This window comes from Pseudoalteromonas sp. TAP-3C (assembly GCF_059888565.1).
On sequence record NZ_JCBFEM010000002.1, the window covers coordinates 72,944 to 94,546 of the forward strand.

At 42.3% G+C, this 21,603-nt stretch carries 18 protein-coding genes; 9 read left to right on the forward strand and 9 right to left on the reverse strand.

What is annotated here, in order from left to right:
- Window positions 1–8: 8 nt before the first annotated feature.
- The gene (locus tag AC6H44_RS16310) at window positions 9–431 is read right to left on the reverse strand and encodes a hypothetical protein (RefSeq protein ID WP_500738878.1); all 423 of its coding nucleotides are present in this window, start codon (window positions 429–431) and stop codon (window positions 9–11) included.
- 102 nt (window positions 432–533) lie between these two features.
- On the opposite strand from AC6H44_RS16310, the gene AC6H44_RS16315 reads away from it, so the two are divergent.
- The 3 genes from AC6H44_RS16315 to AC6H44_RS16325 all read left to right on the forward strand — a co-directional run bounded on the left by AC6H44_RS16315 (window position 534) and on the right by AC6H44_RS16325 (window position 5,164).
- Window positions 534–692 (forward strand): oxidoreductase-like domain-containing protein, encoded by a 159-nt coding sequence (locus AC6H44_RS16315; protein ID WP_500738879.1) that lies wholly within the window; start codon window positions 534–536, stop codon window positions 690–692.
- 336 nt (window positions 693–1,028) lie between these two features.
- The gene (locus AC6H44_RS16320) at window positions 1,029–3,599 is read left to right on the forward strand and encodes a TonB-dependent receptor plug domain-containing protein (RefSeq protein WP_500738880.1); all 2,571 of its coding nucleotides are present in this window, start codon (window positions 1,029–1,031) and stop codon (window positions 3,597–3,599) included.
- Window positions 3,600–3,721: 122 nt separating this feature from the next.
- The gene (locus tag AC6H44_RS16325; RefSeq protein ID WP_500738881.1) at window positions 3,722–5,164 is read left to right on the forward strand and encodes a tetratricopeptide repeat-containing sulfotransferase family protein; all 1,443 of its coding nucleotides are present in this window, start codon (window positions 3,722–3,724) and stop codon (window positions 5,162–5,164) included.
- Here AC6H44_RS16325 and AC6H44_RS16330 read toward each other — a convergent pair.
- Entirely contained in the window at window positions 5,133–6,041 is a 909-nt protein-coding gene (locus AC6H44_RS16330) for an alpha/beta fold hydrolase (RefSeq protein ID WP_500738883.1), read from the reverse strand. The genes AC6H44_RS16325 and AC6H44_RS16330 overlap by 32 nt on opposite strands.
- 137 nt (window positions 6,042–6,178) lie before the next feature.
- On the opposite strand from AC6H44_RS16330, the gene rlmF reads away from it, so the two are divergent.
- Window positions 6,179–7,111 carry a 23S rRNA (adenine(1618)-N(6))-methyltransferase RlmF gene (gene rlmF, locus AC6H44_RS16335; protein ID WP_500738885.1) on the forward strand — a complete coding sequence of 311 codons (933 nt, stop codon included), beginning with the start codon at window positions 6,179–6,181 and terminating at the stop codon, window positions 7,109–7,111.
- 18 nt (window positions 7,112–7,129) lie between these two features.
- Complete coding sequence (locus AC6H44_RS16340) at window positions 7,130–7,714, forward strand: threonine aldolase family protein (RefSeq protein ID WP_500738886.1); 585 nt, start codon at window positions 7,130–7,132, stop codon at window positions 7,712–7,714.
- Here AC6H44_RS16340 and AC6H44_RS16345 read toward each other — a convergent pair.
- The 7 genes from AC6H44_RS16345 to AC6H44_RS16375 form a co-directional block, all read right to left on the reverse strand.
- Window positions 7,697–8,281 carry a thymidine kinase gene (locus tag AC6H44_RS16345; protein ID WP_500738887.1) on the reverse strand — a complete coding sequence of 195 codons (585 nt, stop codon included), beginning with the start codon at window positions 8,279–8,281 and terminating at the stop codon, window positions 7,697–7,699. The two genes, AC6H44_RS16340 and AC6H44_RS16345, sit on opposite strands and share 18 nt — an antisense overlap.
- Window positions 8,282–8,349: 68 nt before the next feature.
- Window positions 8,350–8,823, reverse strand: a complete 474-nt coding sequence (locus AC6H44_RS16350) for a methylated-DNA--[protein]-cysteine S-methyltransferase (RefSeq protein ID WP_500738889.1) — start codon at window positions 8,821–8,823, stop codon at window positions 8,350–8,352.
- Window positions 8,820–10,178, reverse strand: coding sequence for a DNA-3-methyladenine glycosylase 2 family protein (locus AC6H44_RS16355; RefSeq protein WP_500738891.1), 1,359 nt, complete (start codon window positions 10,176–10,178; stop codon window positions 8,820–8,822). Before AC6H44_RS16355 ends, AC6H44_RS16350 begins: the two co-directional genes overlap by 4 nt.
- A 93-nt stretch (window positions 10,179–10,271) precedes the next feature.
- A complete protein-coding gene (locus tag AC6H44_RS16360; protein WP_500738892.1) occupies window positions 10,272–10,880 on the reverse strand; it encodes a superoxide dismutase in 609 nt (202 codons plus the stop codon).
- Between the two features lie 31 nt (window positions 10,881–10,911).
- Window positions 10,912–11,418 carry a DUF2753 family protein gene (locus AC6H44_RS16365; protein ID WP_500738894.1) on the reverse strand — a complete coding sequence of 169 codons (507 nt, stop codon included), beginning with the start codon at window positions 11,416–11,418 and terminating at the stop codon, window positions 10,912–10,914.
- A gap of 91 nt (window positions 11,419–11,509) precedes the next feature.
- Entirely contained in the window at window positions 11,510–12,001 is a 492-nt protein-coding gene (locus AC6H44_RS16370; RefSeq protein WP_500738895.1) for a GNAT family N-acetyltransferase, read from the reverse strand.
- 54 nt (window positions 12,002–12,055) lie between these two features.
- Window positions 12,056–14,899, reverse strand: a complete 2,844-nt coding sequence (locus tag AC6H44_RS16375; RefSeq protein ID WP_500738896.1) for a UvrD-helicase domain-containing protein — start codon at window positions 14,897–14,899, stop codon at window positions 12,056–12,058.
- Between the two features lie 191 nt (window positions 14,900–15,090).
- On the opposite strand from AC6H44_RS16375, the gene AC6H44_RS16380 reads away from it, so the two are divergent.
- The 4 genes from AC6H44_RS16380 (at window position 15,091) to AC6H44_RS16395 (ending at window position 21,563) form a co-directional block, all read left to right on the forward strand.
- Window positions 15,091–15,444 (forward strand): hypothetical protein, encoded by a 354-nt coding sequence (locus AC6H44_RS16380; RefSeq protein ID WP_500738897.1) that lies wholly within the window; start codon window positions 15,091–15,093, stop codon window positions 15,442–15,444.
- 358 nt (window positions 15,445–15,802) lie between these two features.
- On the forward strand, window positions 15,803–17,041 hold the full coding sequence (locus tag AC6H44_RS16385) for a TolC family protein (protein ID WP_500738899.1): 1,239 nt from the start codon (window positions 15,803–15,805) through the stop codon (window positions 17,039–17,041).
- A 16-nt stretch (window positions 17,042–17,057) separates the two neighbouring features.
- Window positions 17,058–18,350 carry an efflux RND transporter periplasmic adaptor subunit gene (locus AC6H44_RS16390; RefSeq protein ID WP_500738901.1) on the forward strand — a complete coding sequence of 431 codons (1,293 nt, stop codon included), beginning with the start codon at window positions 17,058–17,060 and terminating at the stop codon, window positions 18,348–18,350.
- Window positions 18,351–18,365: 15 nt separating this feature from the next.
- Window positions 18,366–21,563: an efflux RND transporter permease subunit gene (locus AC6H44_RS16395; protein ID WP_500738903.1), complete on the forward strand. Its 3,198-nt coding sequence runs from the start codon at window positions 18,366–18,368 to the stop codon at window positions 21,561–21,563.
- The last annotated feature ends 40 nt before the right edge of the window (window positions 21,564–21,603 follow it).

Sequence of the window (21,603 nt, forward strand, 5' to 3'; positions counted from 1 at the left end):
ATAAAATATTACTTTTTTGTAGAAGGCGTCGAATTTGGCTTTTGATTTTGTTGAGCTATTTCTTCGTCGATTTCTTTAATCGGCTTATTCATATTAAATGAACTTGGCAGTACATCAACCCCAACTAACTGACCAAGCTTAACAACCAATGGAATAGTTAACGGCGCAAATGGTAATAACGCAAAAACGCCTAAACCCAGCCCCTTTAAAATGTCAACAAACTGCTCATTAGCACGTTTTAGCTCTATCTTAGTTGTTTTTCCTTGGGTATAACGTCTATATATTAAAAGCATTTCTTTGGTTTCTTGCTTTTCTTGGGCAAGTGCTATTTTAAGCGCAACCATTGCACGGCGAAAGCGCAGTTGCTGCCGTTTTTTACTTATTTTAGCAACCCGCCAGGGCGCACGATGTATAACTTTATATATTCGCATAAGCTACATTCTCACACAGCAGGCAAGGTTCACAAAGAATAATTTACACTCTTTATTTAATCATTTATTCTTAATATCATTTTCCACAGTTTTAATTAAAAAATGCAAAAAAACATACCGAACACTAAACCACAAAGACCAAAGCCTGATGAGTGTTGTGGTGGCGGTAGTTGTTGCCCATGTGTATGGGATGAATACAAAGAAAAACGTGCACAATGGAAAAAACACCATAGTGAAAATATCAATAACAACTCAGTTTAATTCAATAATAGAAAATAACTAAAATAGCTTATTTAGTTAACAACTATGTATTAAAGCCTGCTTTTAATCTCTTTCCCTGCCTTACTTACAATTAACCCCGCGTTATATTTAGATAAACCATTTGTTTCAAGTTGTTAAATAGTGGTTAATTAGCCATTGCCCTATTTAGGTTTTTTATCTATAGTCTGTGTTGAGGACTCACAGGATGTGGGCTTAATTAGTTAAGCTTTGAGGAGTCAATGAGTAATACTTACTCCCCATTGAATGTGAACCGTCCACAATAAAAAGTCTTTAAATAAAGACACTATAAATCAATTCTAACTGGGGATATTTAGAATGAAATTAAAAAGTAATGCGCTTCAACAAGCCATAAAATTTGCTCTAACTACAACAGCCGCAGGCTTGTTTGTTTCTGGCTCGGCAATCGCTCAAGAAGATTCAACAGAAATTAAAGTAAATAAAAATGTAGAAAAAATTGCCGTAGTAGGTACGCGTTCAGCGCCTCGTTCTATTGGTGATTCTCCAGTGCCTATTGATATTATTGGTGGTGAAGAGCTAAGCAAATCAGGTAATACTGACATGCTAGAGCTGTTAAAAGGGGCTATCCCTTCTTTAAATGTACATTCAATGCCAATCAGTGATGCGGCTTCTTTGGTGCGCCCAGCTAACTTACGCGGACTACCTTCAGACAGTACACTCATTCTATTAAACGGAAAACGTCGTCACCGCGCGTCTGTTATTGCCTTTTTAGGTGGTGGCATTAACGATGGCGCTCAAGGTGCTGACATTTCAGTTATTCCAAGTATTGCACTTAAACAAGTTGAAGTACTGCGTGATGGCGCTGCTGCACAATACGGTTCGGATGCAATCGCTGGGGTATTAAACTTTCAATTAAAAGATGCCTCTGAAGGCGGCTCACTTGAGGTTCGTAAGGGTGAATATTACGAAGGTGACGGCGACACCACACAAATTTCAGGTAATGTGGGCTTACCATTTACCGATGATGGGTTTGCAAACTTAAGCTTTCAATATAAAACCGCCGATGCAACCAGTCGCTCGGTACAACGCTATGATGCCGCACAACTAATTAGAGATGGAGTACCCGATATTCCATCTATCACCCAAGTTTGGGGCGCACCAGAGGTAGACGACGATATTTCAATTTTTGGTAATGTTGGTTTAGCACTTACTAACGATTCACAATTTTATATGTTTGGTAACTACTCAGAGCGTGATGTACGCGGTGGTTTTTATTACCGTAACCCACATACTCGCCCGGGAGCTTACTCAAATGATGGTGGTGAAACCTTGTTAGTTGGCGACTTAACTGGCGACATGAGCGGCAACTGCCCTACTATTTTCATTGATGATAATGTTCTTGATAACCCTGACTACATCAACGGTGTGGCGAATAATCCTGATTGTTTTGCATTTAACGAAATGCTACCAGGCGGTTTTACACCAAATTTTGGTGGTAATATCACCGATACATCATTAACTATCGGTACCAAAGGCGAGTTTACTGGGGGCTTTTTAGAAGGCGCCTATTATGACTTGAGCGGTACAGTGGGCTACAACGAGTCACGTTACTTTATTTACGACACCATTAATGCTTCATTGGGTCCTGACAGCCCGCGTGACTTTAGTCCAGGCAAATACGAACAATTAGAAAAAAACTTTAATTTTGATATTTCTAAAGGGTTTGATTTTGGTTTTGCTTACGATGTTAATATTGCCGGTGGTTTGGAATGGCATGAAGAAACATTTACTGTTGTCTCCGGTGATGAAGCTTCATTCATTGCAGGGCCGTTAACCTCTCAAGGCTTTAGCATTGGCTCTAACGGGTTTCCTGGTTTTAAACCCTCAGATGCTGGCGAGTACGACCGTCGAAACTACGCAGCTTATGTAGATATTGAGGCGCCATTTACTGAAGAATTTTTAATGGGCTTAGCAGTACGCTTTGAAGATTACGACTCATTTGGAACGGCAACCAACTATAAGTTAATGGGTCAATACCACTTAACTGAAGATTTAAACGTTCGCGGCTCTATTAGCACAGGTTTCCGTGCACCTACCGTAGGCCAAGCCAATGTAAGTAACGTACAAACTAACCTAAGCAGTGGTGTACTGGTTGACTCTGCATTATTACCACCAACAAACCCTATTGCCGTACAGCTAGGTGGTACGGAGCTTGAACCAGAAGAATCACAAAGCTATACATTTGGTGCGGTATACACTATTGGCGATTTATTTTTAACGGTTGATTACTACAATATTAAAGTTGATGATCGTATTAGCCAATCAGATAAAATCGAACTTAGCCAAGCAGACAAAGACACACTTGAAGCTGCGGGTGTACCTAACGTACAAAACCTAGCGCAAGTAAGCTTTTTTACTAATGACTTTGACACCACAACACAAGGTGTTGATTTAGTGGCTAACTACTCTGCCGAATTGTTCAGTGGCAGCTCTACATTTAGCTTAGCTTACAACTGGAACGAAACTGAAGTAACACGCTCAAGTGATATCACCGGTGCATTTAAAGTAAGTCGCCTTGAAAATGACTTACCCAATCACCGTGGAACACTTAGCTGGGCACAACAATGGGAAAGCTTCTCAGCATTTACCCGCCTTAATTACTTTGGCGAATACCAAGGTGTTCACGTAGATTATGATGAAACAGCTAAAACAGCTGACGCGGCAGTGACATTAGATGTTGAAGTAACCTACTTTATGAATGATTCGATTAGCTTCTCATTAGGTGCACAAAACTTACTGGATCAAGAAGCTGAGAAGCTTGATTTTACAGTCGCACCAAATAACAATTGGGGCGGTAAGTACTACGAAACATCACCATTTGGTATTAATGGTGGCTTTTACTATGCTAAAGCAACTTATACGTTTTAACATGTATTAACAATACACAAAGGCGAAATGTATGATGCATTTCGCTTTTTTATTACCCTTAAAAATGACCTTTACACTCACCGTTTTAAGGTTATAGTAAATAAAAAAATATTCATTGTATTATGCTACTAAAAAAAGCGGAACAGTTACTATCGCAAAACAAGCTAAGAGACGCTGAGTTTCATTACAAAACGCTTTTACAGGCAGAGCCTGACAATGGCGACGCCCTGTTTGGCCTAGGTAAAATAGCACTGCGTTTAAAGCAGTTTGATGCCGCTGTATATCTACTTCAACGAGCGTGTCAGCATCTCCCCTATGCTTTAGAACCTTTGTATGCACTAAGTGATGCTTTTAATGCGGTAAACTCCTTCGATGATGCGTTAAAAGTGCTGGAATATGCAAACAGCATTGCTACAGATAACCCCGACACTCACTATTATTTGGCTCAGCACTATTTAACCTTTGGCGAGCTTGATAAAGCTCATTCCACGCTTGAACAGGCATTAAAGCTTGGAATAGCGCCAGTCACGGCCTATATTTTATTTGAATTGGTACAATTAGGGCGCTTTGATAAAGCGAATAATTATATTGATCAACTGCACCACTTTTTAACGCAAACAAACAACGTGCGTTTAAAAATGGTCTGCTACTACGCTTTAGCTAAAAGTTACGACACGTTAGACGATACCAACCAAGCGTTTAACTATTTTGTGATTGCCAATCAGCAGCAACACAAACTCAGTGAATTTAATACTAAGGAGTTAGTTGCGTTTTATGAACAACTCATTGAGTATAACAATAGCAGTATACTTAATTTAGCCAGCCTAAAAGCAGAATCCCCCGTTACACCCGTGTTTATTATCGGCATGCCTCGCAGCGGTTCAACATTATTAGAGCAAATGTTGGCAGGGCACAGTCAATGCTCAACGCTTGGTGAAAATACTTGTATTAGTGATCAGGTAGTCGCTTATTTAGAATATAAAACAGGCTTAAACTACCCTCAATGCCTAGCTAAATTAAGCGCTCCTTTAATTAATCAAGCGCGGAGGATTTATTTAAACACGTTAGATACAGTTAAAGGTAACTGCCCATTTGTCATTAATAAACTACCGAGTAATTATCAGAGCTTGGGGTTAATTTATATTTTATTTCCCAACGCTAAATTTATTAATTTGAGTCGCGACTTTCATGCCACCGCTTTTTCAGTGTTTACAAACTATTTTGCTGAAAATGAACCTTATTTTTGTGACTTAAATGAATTTGCACTGTATCACCAGCTTTATGAAAAGCTGATGCAACATTGGCAACAATTTGATCGGTTAGCTATTTATAACTTAAGTTATGAAGAATTAGTTAATAATCCACAAGCGCAATTGACTGCCTTACTTAAATTTATCGGCTGTGACTTTGAACCAAACTGTTTAGCATTTTATAAAAATAAAGCGCCGGTCACAACGCTCAGTAAACATGCCATAAGGGAGCCTGTAAATAATCAAAGCATTGATAAATGGCAACGTTATAAAGATGCTTTTCTTAGTCTATTAACGCCGTCTCAAACCAGTTAAGTACATCCATAAACTGCTCTTGACGTGCGTGTGGGTGAGTAAGCATATTAATATGATCGTAATCTATTTTATGCCCATAGCGGCGACCATATATTTGCATTTTTTGCACCCCAGCGCCCGACTCATCCATAAACCTTTGAATATCGATAGGTTGCGCCAAGGCTTTATCTTTTACCGCCGCAATGTGTAAAGTAGGAGGAAGTGCTAGATTTGCCAATGTTTTCGCGTAGTTAAAGCCATCATCAGAGTCTATCCATGGGTTTTGCTTAGCCCACTGCATACTTTGGTAATGCGACTTTTGAGTTTCATTATCACTGCCCCACTTCAAGCGTTTTGCCGGTAAGTAACCGTGTTTCTTCGCAAGTAAAGGCGCCATAAAATACCACATTAAATTAGCCTGAAATAATTTTTTAGGGTGGTTATTAAATAGCGAACGCTTTGAGCCAAAATACACACACGCTTTTATATCGTTGATCAGCGCAGGAAAGCGGGCAAATACACTATTAAGTAATACTCCTCCCCAAGAATGGGCAACTAAAAAGTCAGGCTTTTTGCCCTCTTGTTGCTCAATTTGTTTGATAAAAGCGGGAATGTCTTCAACGATGGCTTCAGTCTGTCCATAACGAGCTTGCTTACTAATAGCAGGTTTACTGTTACCACGACCGCGTAAATCGGCCACATAACAGCAATACCCATGCTGTGCCAAAAAAGGCGCGAGTCCCTTATTACTATGGGTATAAAATATTTTGCCATTTTCTATGGCACCATGAATTAATAACACCACAGGGCCGCTTTGCTGTTGATTAGCAATACGTCGTAAATGAAGTGTTTGATGGTCATCTAAATTAATAAAAACAGACTGCTGAATAACTGCCAAAGCGAATTCCTTATAATTGCTATCAACTCATCCTACCAGTATTGACTAGGACGTACTAATCATTCGTGATTAATTATGCACTTTTTCTATCTGTATTTGTTACTATGAGTTTTTATTTCTGTTGTTAAAAAGGCCTCATGAAAGCAAAATCAGCTAGCGCTAAGTTACACCCACGCAATCAACATAAAAATGGTTACGATTTTAAGTTGCTTACCTCGCAAACGCCGGCGTTAACAGCATTTTTAGTTACAACCCCTGCAGGTAATCAAAGTATCGATTTTAGTAATAATTTAGCTGTTAAAACCTTAAATCAGGCGCTATTAAAAACTCATTACAAGATTAACTTTTGGGATATTCCTGAGCACAACTTATGCCCGCCAATTCCTGGCAGAGTAGATTACATTCATTATTTAGCTGACTTACTCAGCGACGATAATCAACAAGTTATCCCTACAGGCCGGCAAATTAAAGTCCTTGATATAGGCACTGGCGCTAACTTGGTTTATCCGCTAACGGGCAGTAACGAATATCAATGGCACTTTACTGGCAGCGACATCAACCCTACAGCAATAAAAATAGCCAAACAACTCGCTCAGTTTAATGATTTAAAAATAACCCTGAAACAACAAAAAAATGCGGCCCATATTTTTAAAGGGGTAATTAATGCTAAAGACTTGTATCACCTAACGATGTGCAACCCGCCATTTCATGCCAGTGCAGAAGAAGCCAATAAAGGCAGTGAGCGTAAATGGAAAAATTTAGGCAAAGCCCCCTCTAAAACACTCAACTTTGGCGGGCAAAGCAATGAGCTATGGTGTGAAGGTGGTGAGCTGGCTTTTATTTCTAACATGATCAAAGAAAGCGCTCAGTTTAGCGAGCAAGTAATTTGGTTTACCTCGTTGGTTTCTAAAAAAGAAACGCTGGCAGCTTTACAAGCTCAGCTAAAACAACACCCTATTAGTGAATTTAAAATTGTTGAAATGGCGCAAGGGCAAAAAGTCAGTCGCTTTATTGCATGGAGCTACTTTGACAAAACGACCCGTGAACAAATTTGTGATGAATTCATATAAAAACCATTAGGATACCTCATGATAGATTTTCGCTCAGATACAGTGACCAAACCTTGCAATCACATGCGAGATATTATGTACAATGCACCTGTGGGTGATGATGTATACGGTGATGATGAAAGTGTTAATAAATTAGAAGCCTATGCTAGGCTGCGCTTTAATGTAGAAGATGCATTATTTTGTAGCTCAGGTACACAAACAAACCTGCTTGCATTATTATTAGGTTCTGAGCAGTTAATAGCCAAAGCAAGACGCTGGCGAAAAGTGCTTGGCGGCGGTATGCGCCAAGCGGGTATGCTAGCTGCTGCGGGGCAATACGCTTTAGAAAATAACACTCAACGTTTAGTCGATGACCACGCTAATGCGCGTTATTTAGCGCAGCAGCTAAATGAAATTTCGGGCTTTGACGTAAACATGAACAACACCACAAATATGGTTTACGCTACGTTTAATGACAGCATAAATATCACAACACTCGCAGCCAATTTAAAAGTACAAGGTATTCTTATTAGCTCAAGTAAGCAGCTTAGGCTAATAACCCATTTGGGTATTACACAAGAAGATATAAATGCGTTTGTAAAGGCGTTAACGGCCCATATTTAATGCCGCTTTATAATGCTTGCGGCACACCGATTCATAACGGTCGTTGCCGCCAATTTCTACTTGATCACCATCTGTTATGGCATCGCCGTTTTCATCGCTGCGCAGTACATGATTTGCTTTACGCCCACAATGACACACTGTTTTAAGCTCTATTAACTTATCGGCCCAGGCAAGTAAATATTGCGAGCCGCTAAACAATTCACCTCTAAAGTCGTTTCTCAGGCCATAACACAATACCGGAATGCCTAACTCATCCACTACATCGGTTAACTGCATAACTTGGTCTTTTGATAAAAACTGACATTCATCAACCAGCACACAGTGGCGCTTTTTATCACTATTAAGTCGCTTAATTAGCTCAAATATGTCTTTATCGGCATCGTAAATGTGCGCATCTGCTTGTAAGCCAATACGTGATGATACTTTACCCACTCCGGCTCTATCATCGATGGCCGCGGTGAGGATCACCGGCTCCATACCGCGTTCTTTATAATTAAACGCTGATTGCAATAAGGTGGTTGATTTACCTGCATTCATTGCAGAGTAATAAAAGTATAATTGCGCCATGGCTATGCCTTCAAATAAAAAGTGCGCTTATGCTACCCTAAAGTGCTAAAAATACCAATTTAGATGCATTATTTAGCTATTGCTTCATGCTCTAGTAGCCATTGCTTACGATCAAGACCACCAGCATAACCTGTCAGCTTGTTATTTGCGCCAATAATACGATGGCATGGCACAATAATACTAATGGGGTTTTTACCACTGGCAGCCCCTACCGCTCTCACTGCTTTTGGGTTATTTATTTGTATAGCAATATCTTTATAGGTCGCCACTTTTGCATAGGGTACGTTACATAATGCCTGCCATACACTTTGCTGAAATGGCGTGCCGCAAGTATCTAGTGTTACATCAAACTCAGTTCGAGTATGAGCCAAGTATTCATTAAGTTGCGTTATACACGCTAAAATATGCGGATTAGTCACCTCAATTAGAGGTGTATTAGTATAACTGGCCGGTGGATAAAACCCCACATAACTAATACCGTTCTCGGTTGCCTGAATAATAATATCGTCAATCGGGCTAGGTAAACTAGTTTGAATTATCATAATTGCTGCCAAAGTTGAAACGTCAAATAAGATCGAAATGGCGCACAATGCGCAGGCTCAAAAGGGCTCGCAGCCGCTTGGGCTTTTTTAACCCCTAAGTCACCATCAAGTAAAATATCGGGCTGACTTTGACCGCGCAGTTTGGCGTAATTAACCGTCCAAGGGCCAATCCCTTTTAAAGTAAGCCATGAATCTAAATCATCCTCCTCGGGATGAGTAGCACAAAATTCAGCGAGGTTATGCAGAGCATTTTTACGTGCCTGTGGCATTTTAAAAAAAGCTAAATCACTGCCTGCCACTATTTCAGGTGTTGGAAAGTACACCTGCCCGGCTTGCTTTTCTCCAAGCTCTCCTACCAATTTAGTCACTAGGTTATGCGCCGCAGTTACACTCACTTGTTGGCCTAACACAGCGCGAATACCTGCTTCAAAGGTTGACCAAATGCCTGGTAACCTCAACCCTTTAGTCAGTGGAAATGCTTTGTTAATGTGTTCGGTTAAATGCGCCTCTATTAGATGCGTATCGGCATCTAAATCAAGTACACGGCGAATATTATTAATAACCGGCTGTAGATGTTGCGTGTTATCTATATCGATTTTAACCCGAAAATGATTTTTTTCTGCAATAAATTCAGCATGGAAACGACCTCGACATGATTTATAAGTAAAGGTACGACCATAACTGTTTTGAGTTAACCATTCTATTGGCTGTATTAAGCGTTTAGCTAAAAACCGATGCAGTGCTTGCCAATTATAAGGCGGACGAAAAGACAAAATTAAGGTCAACCCCAGATCGGTTTGATGTTTCGCGCTTCGAAGCGCTGAGGGCGCAATATTCAGCTGCTTTAAAAACGCATCATTAAAACGGCGAATACTGTTAAAGCCCGCTGCAAATGCCACTTGGGACACCGGCAAGCTGGTTTCTTGTAATAATTTTTTAGCAAAATGACACTGGTTAAATAACCGATACTGAGTCACTGAGATACCAAAATGTTGCTGAAAAAGCTGCCTTAAATAGCGGCTACTCACGCCTAGTCGCTCAGCTAACCGTTCACAGCTTTGCTGCTTTGTTAAATCACTGTCTATCAGCTGTTTGGCTCGCAGCGCTGTGGTTTTACTGCCTTGCCATGCGCTACTGCCAGGAGCACTATCAGGACGACAACGAATACACGGGCGAAACCCAGCCTGCGCAGCATTGTGGGCATATTGAAAGTATTCTACGTTTTGCTCTTTTGCGGTAGGGGCAGGACAAATTGGTCGACAATAAATACCGGTGCTTTTAACGGCAATAAAAAACAGTCCATCAAAACGATGGTCGCGGCTTTGTCTGGCAAGTTGCCAATGGCTAGTATCCATAAGGTGCTCTTAACTATACATCTGCTAATAGAGTACGTGAAAAAACACAGTTTACTAGCCATTTTCGGTACTCAACCTTTATTTGCTGATTGATTAACTGATAGCAGCTAAATAACGACGCTCAACCTCAGCCCAATTAATAACATTATAAAAAGCGGCAATATATTCAGGACGGCGGTTTTGGTATTTCAGGTAATAAGCATGCTCCCACACATCTAAACCTAAAATCGGCGTGTTACCGTGCATTAATGGACTGTCTTGATTTAAACTACTTTCTACCACAAGCTGGTTATCTTTATTAACACTTAACCACGCCCAGCCACTGCCAAAGCGACTCACTGCAGCCGCGGTAAATGCGTCTTTAAAACTGTCAAAGCCGCCAAGTTGCTCATTTATTACGGTTAATAACTCGCCTGCTGGTTGGCCACCATCAGGACTCATTACTGTCCAAAATAATGAATGGTTTGCATGGCCGCCACCGTGTTCTTGCACTACTTTTTGCAGTTCACTTGGCAGTGACTCAATATTACGTAGTAACTCATCGACATCGGTATTGGCGTAGTTACTGCTCTGAAGTGCCGCATTGGCTTTATTGATATACGTTTGATGATGCAATGTATGGTGTATTTCCATGGTTTTAGCGTCAAGGTGTGGCTCTAATGCATCGTACTCATACGGTAATGGGGGTAATGTAAACGCCATAATTGTTCCTTAAGGACATAGGGTTGATTGCTTAATGCAATGTAGATTTTTGATCGGGTATATAACTTAATGTCTGATTTATTCTGTCAATCAAATGGGGGAGATGGTTATGCACTTTGGCAAACTGTACTAATTCAAGGTAGGTTTTGTGGTGATGATGAACCACCACAGTGCGTACCGTCGTGCATGGATGCCCAATTAAGTGACTCAAGGTGATGTGTACATCGCATAACCACTGACAGGCTTGCCCTGTTTGATTCATTGCGCGGTAAGTGTCAGCTAGATTGTGCGCCGCAACAACCAATGCTGGGCAGCAATGTTCAATCGCAGTGATCACCGATTGACATATTTTAGCTTGGCTAAATTGGCTTAAAAGATGTGAGGCCAAAGTGTGTGCGATTGTGTATTTATCTCTAGCTTCGAGTAAAGCGCCTCGTTCAAAAGCGTAATTACCAGCCATAATATTAGCTTGCCAAGGACTCAGAGCCTGATCAACACATGGAAGTTCTGCGACCGCGGTACACTGAAGCTGTGTCATAAAAATCACCTGCACAGATTAATTGATGTGTTTAATTTACACACCAAAAAATCTTAATGCAAATGATTTTTATTTATATTACCTTTAAGTTTTATTTATCTGCAAAATCAAGCAATGCTTGCCCTGTTAATCGATAAATAATCCATTCGTTTTGTGGTTCTGCTCCCATGCTATTATAAAAATCAATCGCGGGCTTATTCCAATCAAGTACCACCCACTCAAAACGGCCGCAATCTTTACTAATAGCTCTGCTTGCCAATTCTTTCATAATCGCTTTACCCGCACCATTACCACGGTTATCAGGGCTGACATATAAGTCTTCAAGATACAGGCCATTCTTGCCAAGCCAAGTCGAGTAATTGTAAAAATACACAGCAAAGCCTATTGGCTCATCATTTTGTAAACATAGTAAACTGTGTGCTGTTGCACCGTCGCAAAACAGTGTATCTAAAATTGCTTGTTCATTGGTTTTTACTGCATTAGGCTCTTTTTCATAAATTGCCAACTCGGTAATAAAATGCAAAATAGTAGCAGCATCCGAAGGCTGCGCATCTCTTAAGGTAATCCTTTTTTGGTCTGTCATAAGTTCTCTTTTTTGTCTGTCATTCCGCCCCCTATTTTGAATTAAATTTATTCATTAAACAAACGGCTCAATCCATGCTTTAAACGCAGCTAGTCTAGCGTCATACACCCTAGCAACTCTGTCAAAGTCATAACCGGTATCCCACGGGTGTTGGCGTGGTTGATACATATAATCAGGGAAGCGATAAGACCAACCGTCAAAATGTAGTAATTGATGTAGCGGATACCACGTCTGTGCTTGGCGGATCTTGATCTGAGGATTGAGGACATAATGGCCACGTTTATAGCGCTTAAACAGCTTACGATTTTTCGGATTGTCTCGGTCTACTTCATTTTCCGACAGATAACGGCTGATATAGTTACGCTGCTTTTTCATCGGCGATAGTACATTATCGGGTAAGGTCGCCAGCATTTTAGCCAATGCGGCTGCGGTGATCGCCCCTTGTGAATCAGCAACCGTATTCGGTAAGTGTGTATGCCACAAGCTGAAAAAAACATTGATCAGAAAACCACACATATTGTTCTCGTCGATTTTTTCCAACCGCTCATCCACTTGTACAGCAATCGCTTTAGGTGCCAACAAACGATAAAGCTGGCTGACTTGAGAAATTTCACCGGGCGATAACAGCAGGCGAGCCAGCAACATTTGCCAAGCATTCAAGCCATTATCTGCCATCAAGGTGGTGTCGGCCCCTGAGTCACAAATCACTTCAACCACTGGCAAGTTACCAACAAATGCGGCGGTCATCAGCGGTGTTAAATTGAACAACGTTCGGTGATCGACCCCATATTTGTTGATCTCACGCAACATGCCGTTGGGCTGTTTCAAGTCATACAACATAAAGTGATTTTTATAAATGGCCTTAATCGCCTTATCGCTGTGTTTGCGAGCCTTTAATGCGGCGACAAACTCCGCCCTTTCAAGGGCGGTAAAATAACCCTGATACTGGTGCATTAAGCTGTATTCCATCAGCAACAACTGGGCCTTTTTATTGCCTTTTTCGAATGCTTGTACTTTAAGCTCAGCCACCGCTGCCCGGTCGTTCGGTTGCCAAGGGACTTGTTTTTCTTTGAGTATTCGCTGACGAATGTCGTCCGCCTGTTCTTGCTTGCCCTGCATGGCCAACTTGTGCGCTTCTTGCTGCCATTGTTCTAATGAAGACTCTTGCTTTTGCAAATTTAAATCACCGGTAAAGCGGGATAAATCAAGCAATGACAATATCGGGTGTTGTAATTGTGCCTCAACAATATATAGGTTGTTGACAGCACGGGTCAGCGCAACGTAAAGCGCGTTAATGTAAAATTTGTAGGCTTCGAGCGACTTATCGGTTTTGCTTTTAGCACGGGCATATTTTAACTCGTCGACTTCTAAATCGGCGATCTCGACACCGGAGGCAATATCGTTGAATACTTGTTGCTCGTCGCTAATAAAATTAAACAAGATGATGCTATCATATTCCAATCCTTTGGCCTCTTGAATAGAGAACACCAAAGGCGTATTAAATACCTGCTGGGCCGCCTTTTTTTGTTCGACGTGCATCACCACCACGGCAAACTTAGTCGAACGGCCGGTACTGTCATTCAGTTGGCGACGTACTTTGTCAGTGTCGGCCAACAGTTGCAACTGTCCGCTTTGTCCGCCAACACTGTTCATTAGATAATTACTTTCTTTGTCAACGGAGCCAAATCGGGCATGTTTGAGCTTGAGTACCCGATTAGCCACAGCGGCAACCAAAGGCGAGTTGCGGTAATTGGCTTGCAATATACGTAAGGCCCTATCGCCTGATTGTAAGTCGTACTGATCAAAGAATAGACTTTTAAGCTTCGACCAAGAGAAAAAGTTCGGGTGTACTATCTGGTTGGCGTCACCACAGAGCATAAATTGCCCCGGTTGACGCAAGGATTTTAAGATCAACATCAACTGGGTATTGGTGATATCTTGCACCTCATCCACCACCACAAAATCATAGCGGGCAGTGACCTTGGCTAAATATTGCTGGCTAATGATATTGCCATCGAACAATTGATGGTCTTTGAGAAAGTCCAAGTATTTTTCGAACAGACTATACACAATCGGGCGTTGCTCAAGCGCTATCAATGATTGCCTAACCCCTAGCTGCAAATAACTTTGCTGACTTAACCAAGGTTCATTCATTGATGGCCCAGTCAACACGCCTCTAAACTCTTCAAAGATTTTATGGGCCTGGAGGTTTTTGCTATTTTGACGCGAAAACCAGCGTTCGAAATCACGGCGAGTCACTTCCCGGCCTTGAGGAACGTGAATGCTTTCAAGGTATTCAGTAAAAGATAAGAAATCAACTTCTTCTTGATCTTCATTACTGTAGCCGTTGGCATAATAAAGATCTCGGGCATTTTGCACCAAAAAAGCGGAGTGACTGACATATAATACATCACCGATCGCTTGTTTCATTTTTTCTAGGGTTAAAGCGGTTTTACCACTGCCCGCTGAGCCGATGATCACTACCGGTGCAGGGGTGTCGTAAATCGCCTGTTGTTGCTCGTCAAACGAAAGTACTTTATCGAGAAAATAAAAATGGCTTCTCGCCGAATTAAGATAGACAACGGGCTGCGCTGTCACCTCGCTAAATTTAATCTGAGGCAATTTGTTTTCATCAATGTGACCGCTACCAAGCAAAAAACGCGACTTTTCATATTCATGGTTGGGCAGGTATTCCAACACCAAACAACAACAGATATCTTGGTATTGGTAAATGGAAAAAATCAACCGTGCTTTAGCATTCAGTTTGGCACGGTAGAGATTGTTGCCCACTTTTTTAACGTCGGTACGGGCAAAGTCGTCATCCGCCATGGCCTGTTTGAATTTGGCCAAGCCGCTTATTTTGTTTTCATTGAGGTTGTCGTATAACAATACTTGCATGGTGATATTAGATTAAGCCTAAAATAGTGGCCTTTAGTTTAGCAAGTATGGTCATTGTAATATAGCCAATAGAGTAGAAAATGCGCTAGCCGTGTTGATTTAAATAAATCTAGCTTTTTAAAAGTTTACTTTAAATTATATTGTGTTAGACTTACTAGGGTAGTTAAAAAACTGTAGGCTCTAATTTATAAATGAATATTCGTTGTTGTATAGTTATGCTTCTCGCTTCACTGATTTGTTTACAATCGGTTGAAGTGACCGCGCATGATTACCAATTTCAGCAACACTCAACGGATAATCTGGTATTTAAAGACCCACAAGTGTCAGACATTAACGATTTTAATCAATCAGTAGTATCCCCCGAGCAAACAGTACAGCCTCAGTTTGATTGTCATAATAGCGGACATTGCCATGGGCATGCATCGTTAGTAAAAATAAGCTCCTTACTTAGCCATGATATTTATTTAGAACAACATTATAGTCTTTATCGAAAAAATATACTCTCAGGTATCCCCGCCAACCCATTTCGCCCTCCTATCGCTTAAAACACGTAAGAAAAAGAAAGCAAAATATCAACTGCTGTAATCTCAGGTTACTGCCGTTACGTCTTACTTAGTTTAAAGTGAAAAAATGAAAAAATGAAATTAGTTTTATCAAGACTTATTATAGATCTCATACACTTTTATTCCGTACAGGTAGGGAATAAGTTGTCTGAGATAACAATCTTCAATGTTGAAAACCTAGAGTCGCATTTTCGTTTGGTTTTCGAAAAACACACCAATTCAATAATACAAACAGTCGAGTGGATTGCTGTCGCGATTAGTTATGGCTATGCCAAATATTTTGCACGCTCTGTTGAACAATTATTCACCCCACTTTGCAGAAAATGCTAGGAGTCTATTTATGGAAAGCATTTATTTCTCTCGAAAAACTTTATTAGTTACAGTGATGCTGTTCTTGCCCGCAGTTAGCTACGCGAAATCACCTGATTGGAGCGCCTGGTTGCAGTCTCAATTGCAACAGCACCCAGAAATAACCGCAGCGAGAGAGCAATGGCAAAGCTCGAATGCGAGCGCTGAGGCATTAGAACAACCGCTTTACAACCCTGAGTTGTCAACCGAACTTGAACGTAATGGTGACAATAATAACTATCGAGCGAGTATTCAACAAACTATTGATTGGTGGGACAGACAAGGCGCAAGAGGTCAGCAGGCGGTATTTTTACGCTCGGCGGCCAAAGCGTTTTACCATCAGCAATTAATGGAGAAAACTGCACAAGCATTAGCCGCACTCACTGACTGGCATGCCGCCAATCGTGCCGCTATCATCGCACAGGAGCAACAACAGCAACTTGACGCCCTGTTAAACCTAGTTGAAAAACGCCAACAGGCCGGCGATCTTGGCAGTATCGATGCCGAATTAACGTTTCTGTCATTAGCACAACAACTAGTACAGGTGGCGAATATAGAAGCTAACTTGCAAAAGGCTGAAATACAGGTTCGAGAGTTACTGCCGCAATGGTCCCCTGAAAAAGGCGGTATTCCCGAGGATTTTTGGCCATCCGGTACTACCTCTGTCACTAATGAAGAGTTGTTAACCCATCCAACTGTGGCCAGTGCACATGCTCGTTGGATGTCATTACAGCAAGAGGTTGAAGCTACACGACGTGCGGCAAAAGCAGCTCCGACATTTGGCGTTAACGCGGGACGTGATGGCAACGAAAGCGCAGTCGGTTTGACATTTTCAATTCCGCTGAACGTACGTAACACCTTCAGCGCAGAAACTCGTGCTGCCACGCAAACGGCACTAGAGGCAGAAGCGCGCTTTCAAGCTGTTTATCGCAAGCAACGTTTTGGCTGGCAGGCTGCGCAAGCTGCTTGGCAACGCTATCAACAACAATATCAACGTTGGCAATCTTTGGTAGAAGGACGAGTCGAAAACAGTGCTCAATTGCTCGAAAGTCAGTGGCGCAGTGGCGATCTATCTACTACAGATTATTTATTAGCCTTAAATCAACGTGCTGAAAGCTTGATAGCAGGCATCGAACTGCAGAAGCAAACACGTTTAGCACTTACCGAAGTGTTGTTGCAATCAGGTGCTTTGACAACTGCAACTATGCCCATAACAGCACAAACATATTGAGAATAAGAGAATGAATATGAATAAAACATTAATAGCAATTTTAATTGCTGGCCTTGGCACGGTAACCGCAAGTTATGGCCAATCATCTTCGCTAGAGCAGGTAAAAGAGCAATCAACTGTTGTAAAATCCCATAATGTTGACGATAAACATGACGAGCATCGCAAAGAAAACCATCAAGAACACGACGGTCACGATGAGCATAAAACTACCGAAAAACATAACGATGACGAGCATGAGGTCAAAGTAGGTGAGAACGGTGAACATGGCGAGCATAGTGATGAAGATGAGCATGGTAACGAAGAAGAAACCGCTTCTACCTCATTGAACACTGCGCAGATGACACTAGCAGATATTCAAGTAGCAGTGCTTACAGCTAAAGTAGTTGATTATCAGCTTTATGCACCAGGAGAGATTCTTTTTAATGGTTATACCAGTTATAGAGTATCACCACGAGTGCCTTCTGTGGTGTTGCGACGTCATGTAGCCTTAGGCGACCATGTCAAACAGGGTCAGCCATTAGTCACATTATTTAGTGAAAGAATGGCACAGGCACAAGCGCAATACCAAACGGCTAAGCCTGAATGGCAAAGAGTACAACAGCTTGGACGTAAAACAGTCGGTGATCAGCGTTATATTAGCGCAAAGAGTAATTTTGAGGCATCTAAGGCAACATTGCTAGCTTATGGCATGACTGACTCTGAGCTTGAATCTAAACAGTTTAAAACCATGGGCGAATATACTTTGTATGCTGAGATAGCTGGTGCCGTGCTTAGCGATGATTTTGAACAGGGTCAACGCATTGAGGCAGGCGCCCCCTTAATTACTCTCGCTGACGAAAGCCAACTTTGGGTAGAGGCACATTTACCAGCTGATCTTACCCTTACGCTAGATGCGGGAACGCAAGCAAATGTCGTTGTCGGTGATTCACGCATTAATGGCGTTGTTACTCAAGAAGCGCACACTATAGATCCGGTCACCCGTACGCGAACGGTGCGTTTAATGATAAATAACCCAGAGCACCAGTTACACTCTGGGCAGTTTGCTGAGGTGTTCTTTCGCTTTCGCACAGAAAATCCTGTATTTGCTGTACCTGAAACCGCATTAATGCGCGGTGCCGATGGTGATTGGACGGTTTTTGTCGAGGATCACCCTGGTGAGTTTATGCCTGTTGAAGTAGAACTTGGCCGTCCACTAGGCACATTGCGAGAAATCAGCGGTATTGAACCAGGCATGAAGATCGTTACTCAAGGTGCTTTCTTTGTTGCTTCGCAAATAGCCAAAGGCGGTTTCAACCCGCACAATCATTAAGTATTAGGAGAACTCATGTTTAATAAAATTATTGATTGGGCTATTTTCAATCGACTGCTAGTGGTATTAGCGCTGGTAACTTTGATAATAAGCGCTGTTTTTATTATCCCAAAACTCAATTTGGATGCATTCCCAGATGTAACAAATGTACAAGTGTCGATAAATACGGAAGCGCCTGGGCTGGCTGCTGAAGAGGTAGAGCAGTTAATTACTTATCCCGTAGAAGCGGTTATGTACGCTTTGCCAGATGTGGAGGAAGTTCGCTCGATCTCGAAAACAGGCCTATCTGGCGTTACGGTGGTATTTAAAGAAGGTACCGATATTTACTTTGCTCGGCAGCTGGTATTTGAGCGGCTTCAAGCTGCTAAAGAACTCATTCCAGAGGGGGTTGGTACACCAGCAATGGGCCCTAACACCTCTGGATTAGGTCAAGTTTACCAGTATCTATTGGTGGCAGAGCCTGATTCTGGATATGATGCGATGAGTCTGCGCAGTCTGAACGATTGGGTAGTAAAATTATTATTGCTTCCGGTGGAGGGGGTAACCGATGTACTTTCTTTTGGTGGAGACGTCAGACAATATCAGGTTAATTTGAATCCATCGCGTTTACTAGCTTATGGTCTGACTCAGGATCAAGTAATAGATGCACTAGAGCGTAATAACACCAATGTTGGCGGCTGGTATATGAATCGCGGGCAAGAGCAATTGGTGATCCGTGGTACCGGCTGGTTAGATAATGGTAAAAAAGGCTTGGAGGAGATCCGCCAAGTGCCGTTAAAAACCGTTGACGGTACTACTGTTACGGTAGCTGATGTGGCACAAGTAGCACTTGGCAGCGAGATCCGTCAAGGTGCGGTAACCATGACCCGTAAGGATGCTGAAGGCAAGGTGGAAAATCTCGGCGAAGTAGTTTCTGGCATCGTACTCAAACGTATGGGCGCCAACACAAAGACCACTATCGATGGCGTAAATGCACGCATCGAACGAATTAACCAGGCATTACCGGAAGGCGTGCGTTTTGAGGCGTTTTATGATCAAGCTGATCTCATTACTCAAGCCGTAGAAACAGTCATCAATGCCTTGATACTGGCTTTTCTTTTTATCGTGGTTATTCTTGCGCTATTTCTGATGAACCTGCGTGCTACATTTTTGGTATTGATCTCAATACCTATTTCAATTGGTATTGCGCTGATGGTTATGGCATGGTTTGGACTATCAGCTAATTTAATGTCTCTAGGCGGTATCGCCGTAGCCATTGGTATGTTGGTGGACGGCTCTGTGGTGATGGTGGAAAACATGTTTAAACACTTGTCTCACCCTGATGCGTTACATGACGGTCAAAGGCAGGCATTGGTAGACAGTGATGACAAAGACCCGACTGACGCGGTACATGATAGCCACGGTATAGCCTTGCGCCTACAAGAAGCAGGCAAAGAAGTGGCACGCCCCATCTTTTTTGCAACCGCTATTATTCTCGTGGTGTTTATGCCCATATTTAGTTTTGAGGGCGTTGAAGCAAAGCTGTTTCAGCCGATGGCGATCAGTATCATGCTTGCGATAGTATCAGCTGTATTTGTAGCACTTATTATTGTCCCTGCATTAGCTACATACATGTTCCGCAAAGGCATTCGCCAGCGGGAGAGTTTTATTTTAAAGCCACTGGATATACTCTATCGCAAAGGACTTCGCTGGGCAATGGAACATAGCAAAGTCGTTATTGGTATTGCTGCTATCTTGGTGGTTGCTGCGGCCTTAGTACTGCCACGCTTAGGTACCGAGTTTGTACCGGAGTTAGAAGAGGGTACGATTAATTTACGTGTGACACTCGCGCCATCCTCCAGTTTAGATACGGCATTAGAAGTGGCGCCTAAATTAGAAGCTATGTTGATGGAGTTTCCGGAGGTGACCTACGCTTTGTCTCGCATTGGTCGTGCTGAAATAGGTGGCGATCCAGAGCCGGTTAACAATATTGAGGTATATATTGGCCTTAAACCAGTACCTGAATGGACCAGTGCAGATAATCGCTATGAACTACAATCACTAATGGAGCAAAAACTCGAACAACATCCTGGGCTCTTACTCAACTTCTCACAACCTATCGCGACCCGTGTTGATGAGTTATTGTCAGGGGTAAAAGCGCAATTAGCTATCAAATTGTTTGGCCCTGACCTTGCTATGTTAGCCGAAAAAGGTCAAGAAATTGAGAATGTAGTAAAAGAGATTGATGGTGCTCGCGATGTAGCTATGGAGCAAATCGCTGGCGAGTCGCAATTAGTGATAAAACCGGATCGCCGTGCTTTGTCTCGTTATGGTTTGGCCGTAGGCGATGTAATGGAGCTAGTGCGTGAAGGTCTGGGCGGCGGCAGCGCAGGCCAAATCATCAATGGTAATGAGCGTTATGACATTTATGTACGACTTGCTGAGCGTTTTCGCAAAGATCGTCAAAGCATCGCTGATTTGAGATTACAAGCTCCTTCTGGCGCTTGGGTGCGTCTTGGTGATGTAGCAGAGGTGAGCATTGCCTCTGGCCCGCCACAAGTTCGCCGTGATGATGTGCAGCGCCGCGTTGTTATTCAAGCTAACGTTCAGGGACGGGATATGGGCAGCGTAGTTGCCGATATTCGCCAAGGAATAGCTCAAAAGATAGAATTGCCCGCTGGTTACTCTATTGAGATTGGTGGTCAGTTTGAGAATCAGCAGCGCGCACAAAAGCGTTTATCGCTAGTGGTCCCGGTATCGTTAGGACTGATCGCCTTATTACTTTATTTCGCCTTTGCGTCAGTCGGCCAAGCCATGTTAATTTTGGTTAATGTGCCGCTTGCCGTTATTGGTGGAGTATTTTCGCTATGGTTATCTGGCCAGTATTTGTCCGTACCCAGTTCCGTTGGCTTTATTACCTTATTTGGGGTCGCAGTGTTAAATGGTGTCGTCATGGTAGAAAGTATCAATCAGCGAGTTTCGGACGGCTTAGCAGTACGTGATGCGGTGTTCGATGGCGCAGTTTCACGATTGAGACCGGTATTAATGACTGCCATTACATCGGCACTTGGCTTGCTCCCTATGCTATTCTCTGATGGGGTTGGCGCTGAGATCCAAAAACCGTTAGCGAGTGTGATTGTAGGTGGTCTGGTGACAGCCACATTTTTAACGCTTTTTGTGTTGCCAGTTCTATTTGAGTGGTTCTCAAAAGGAAAAATAAAAGATATGAAATAAACCGTTTTGCCCGTCACTTATAATTTGAAAGTGACGGGCA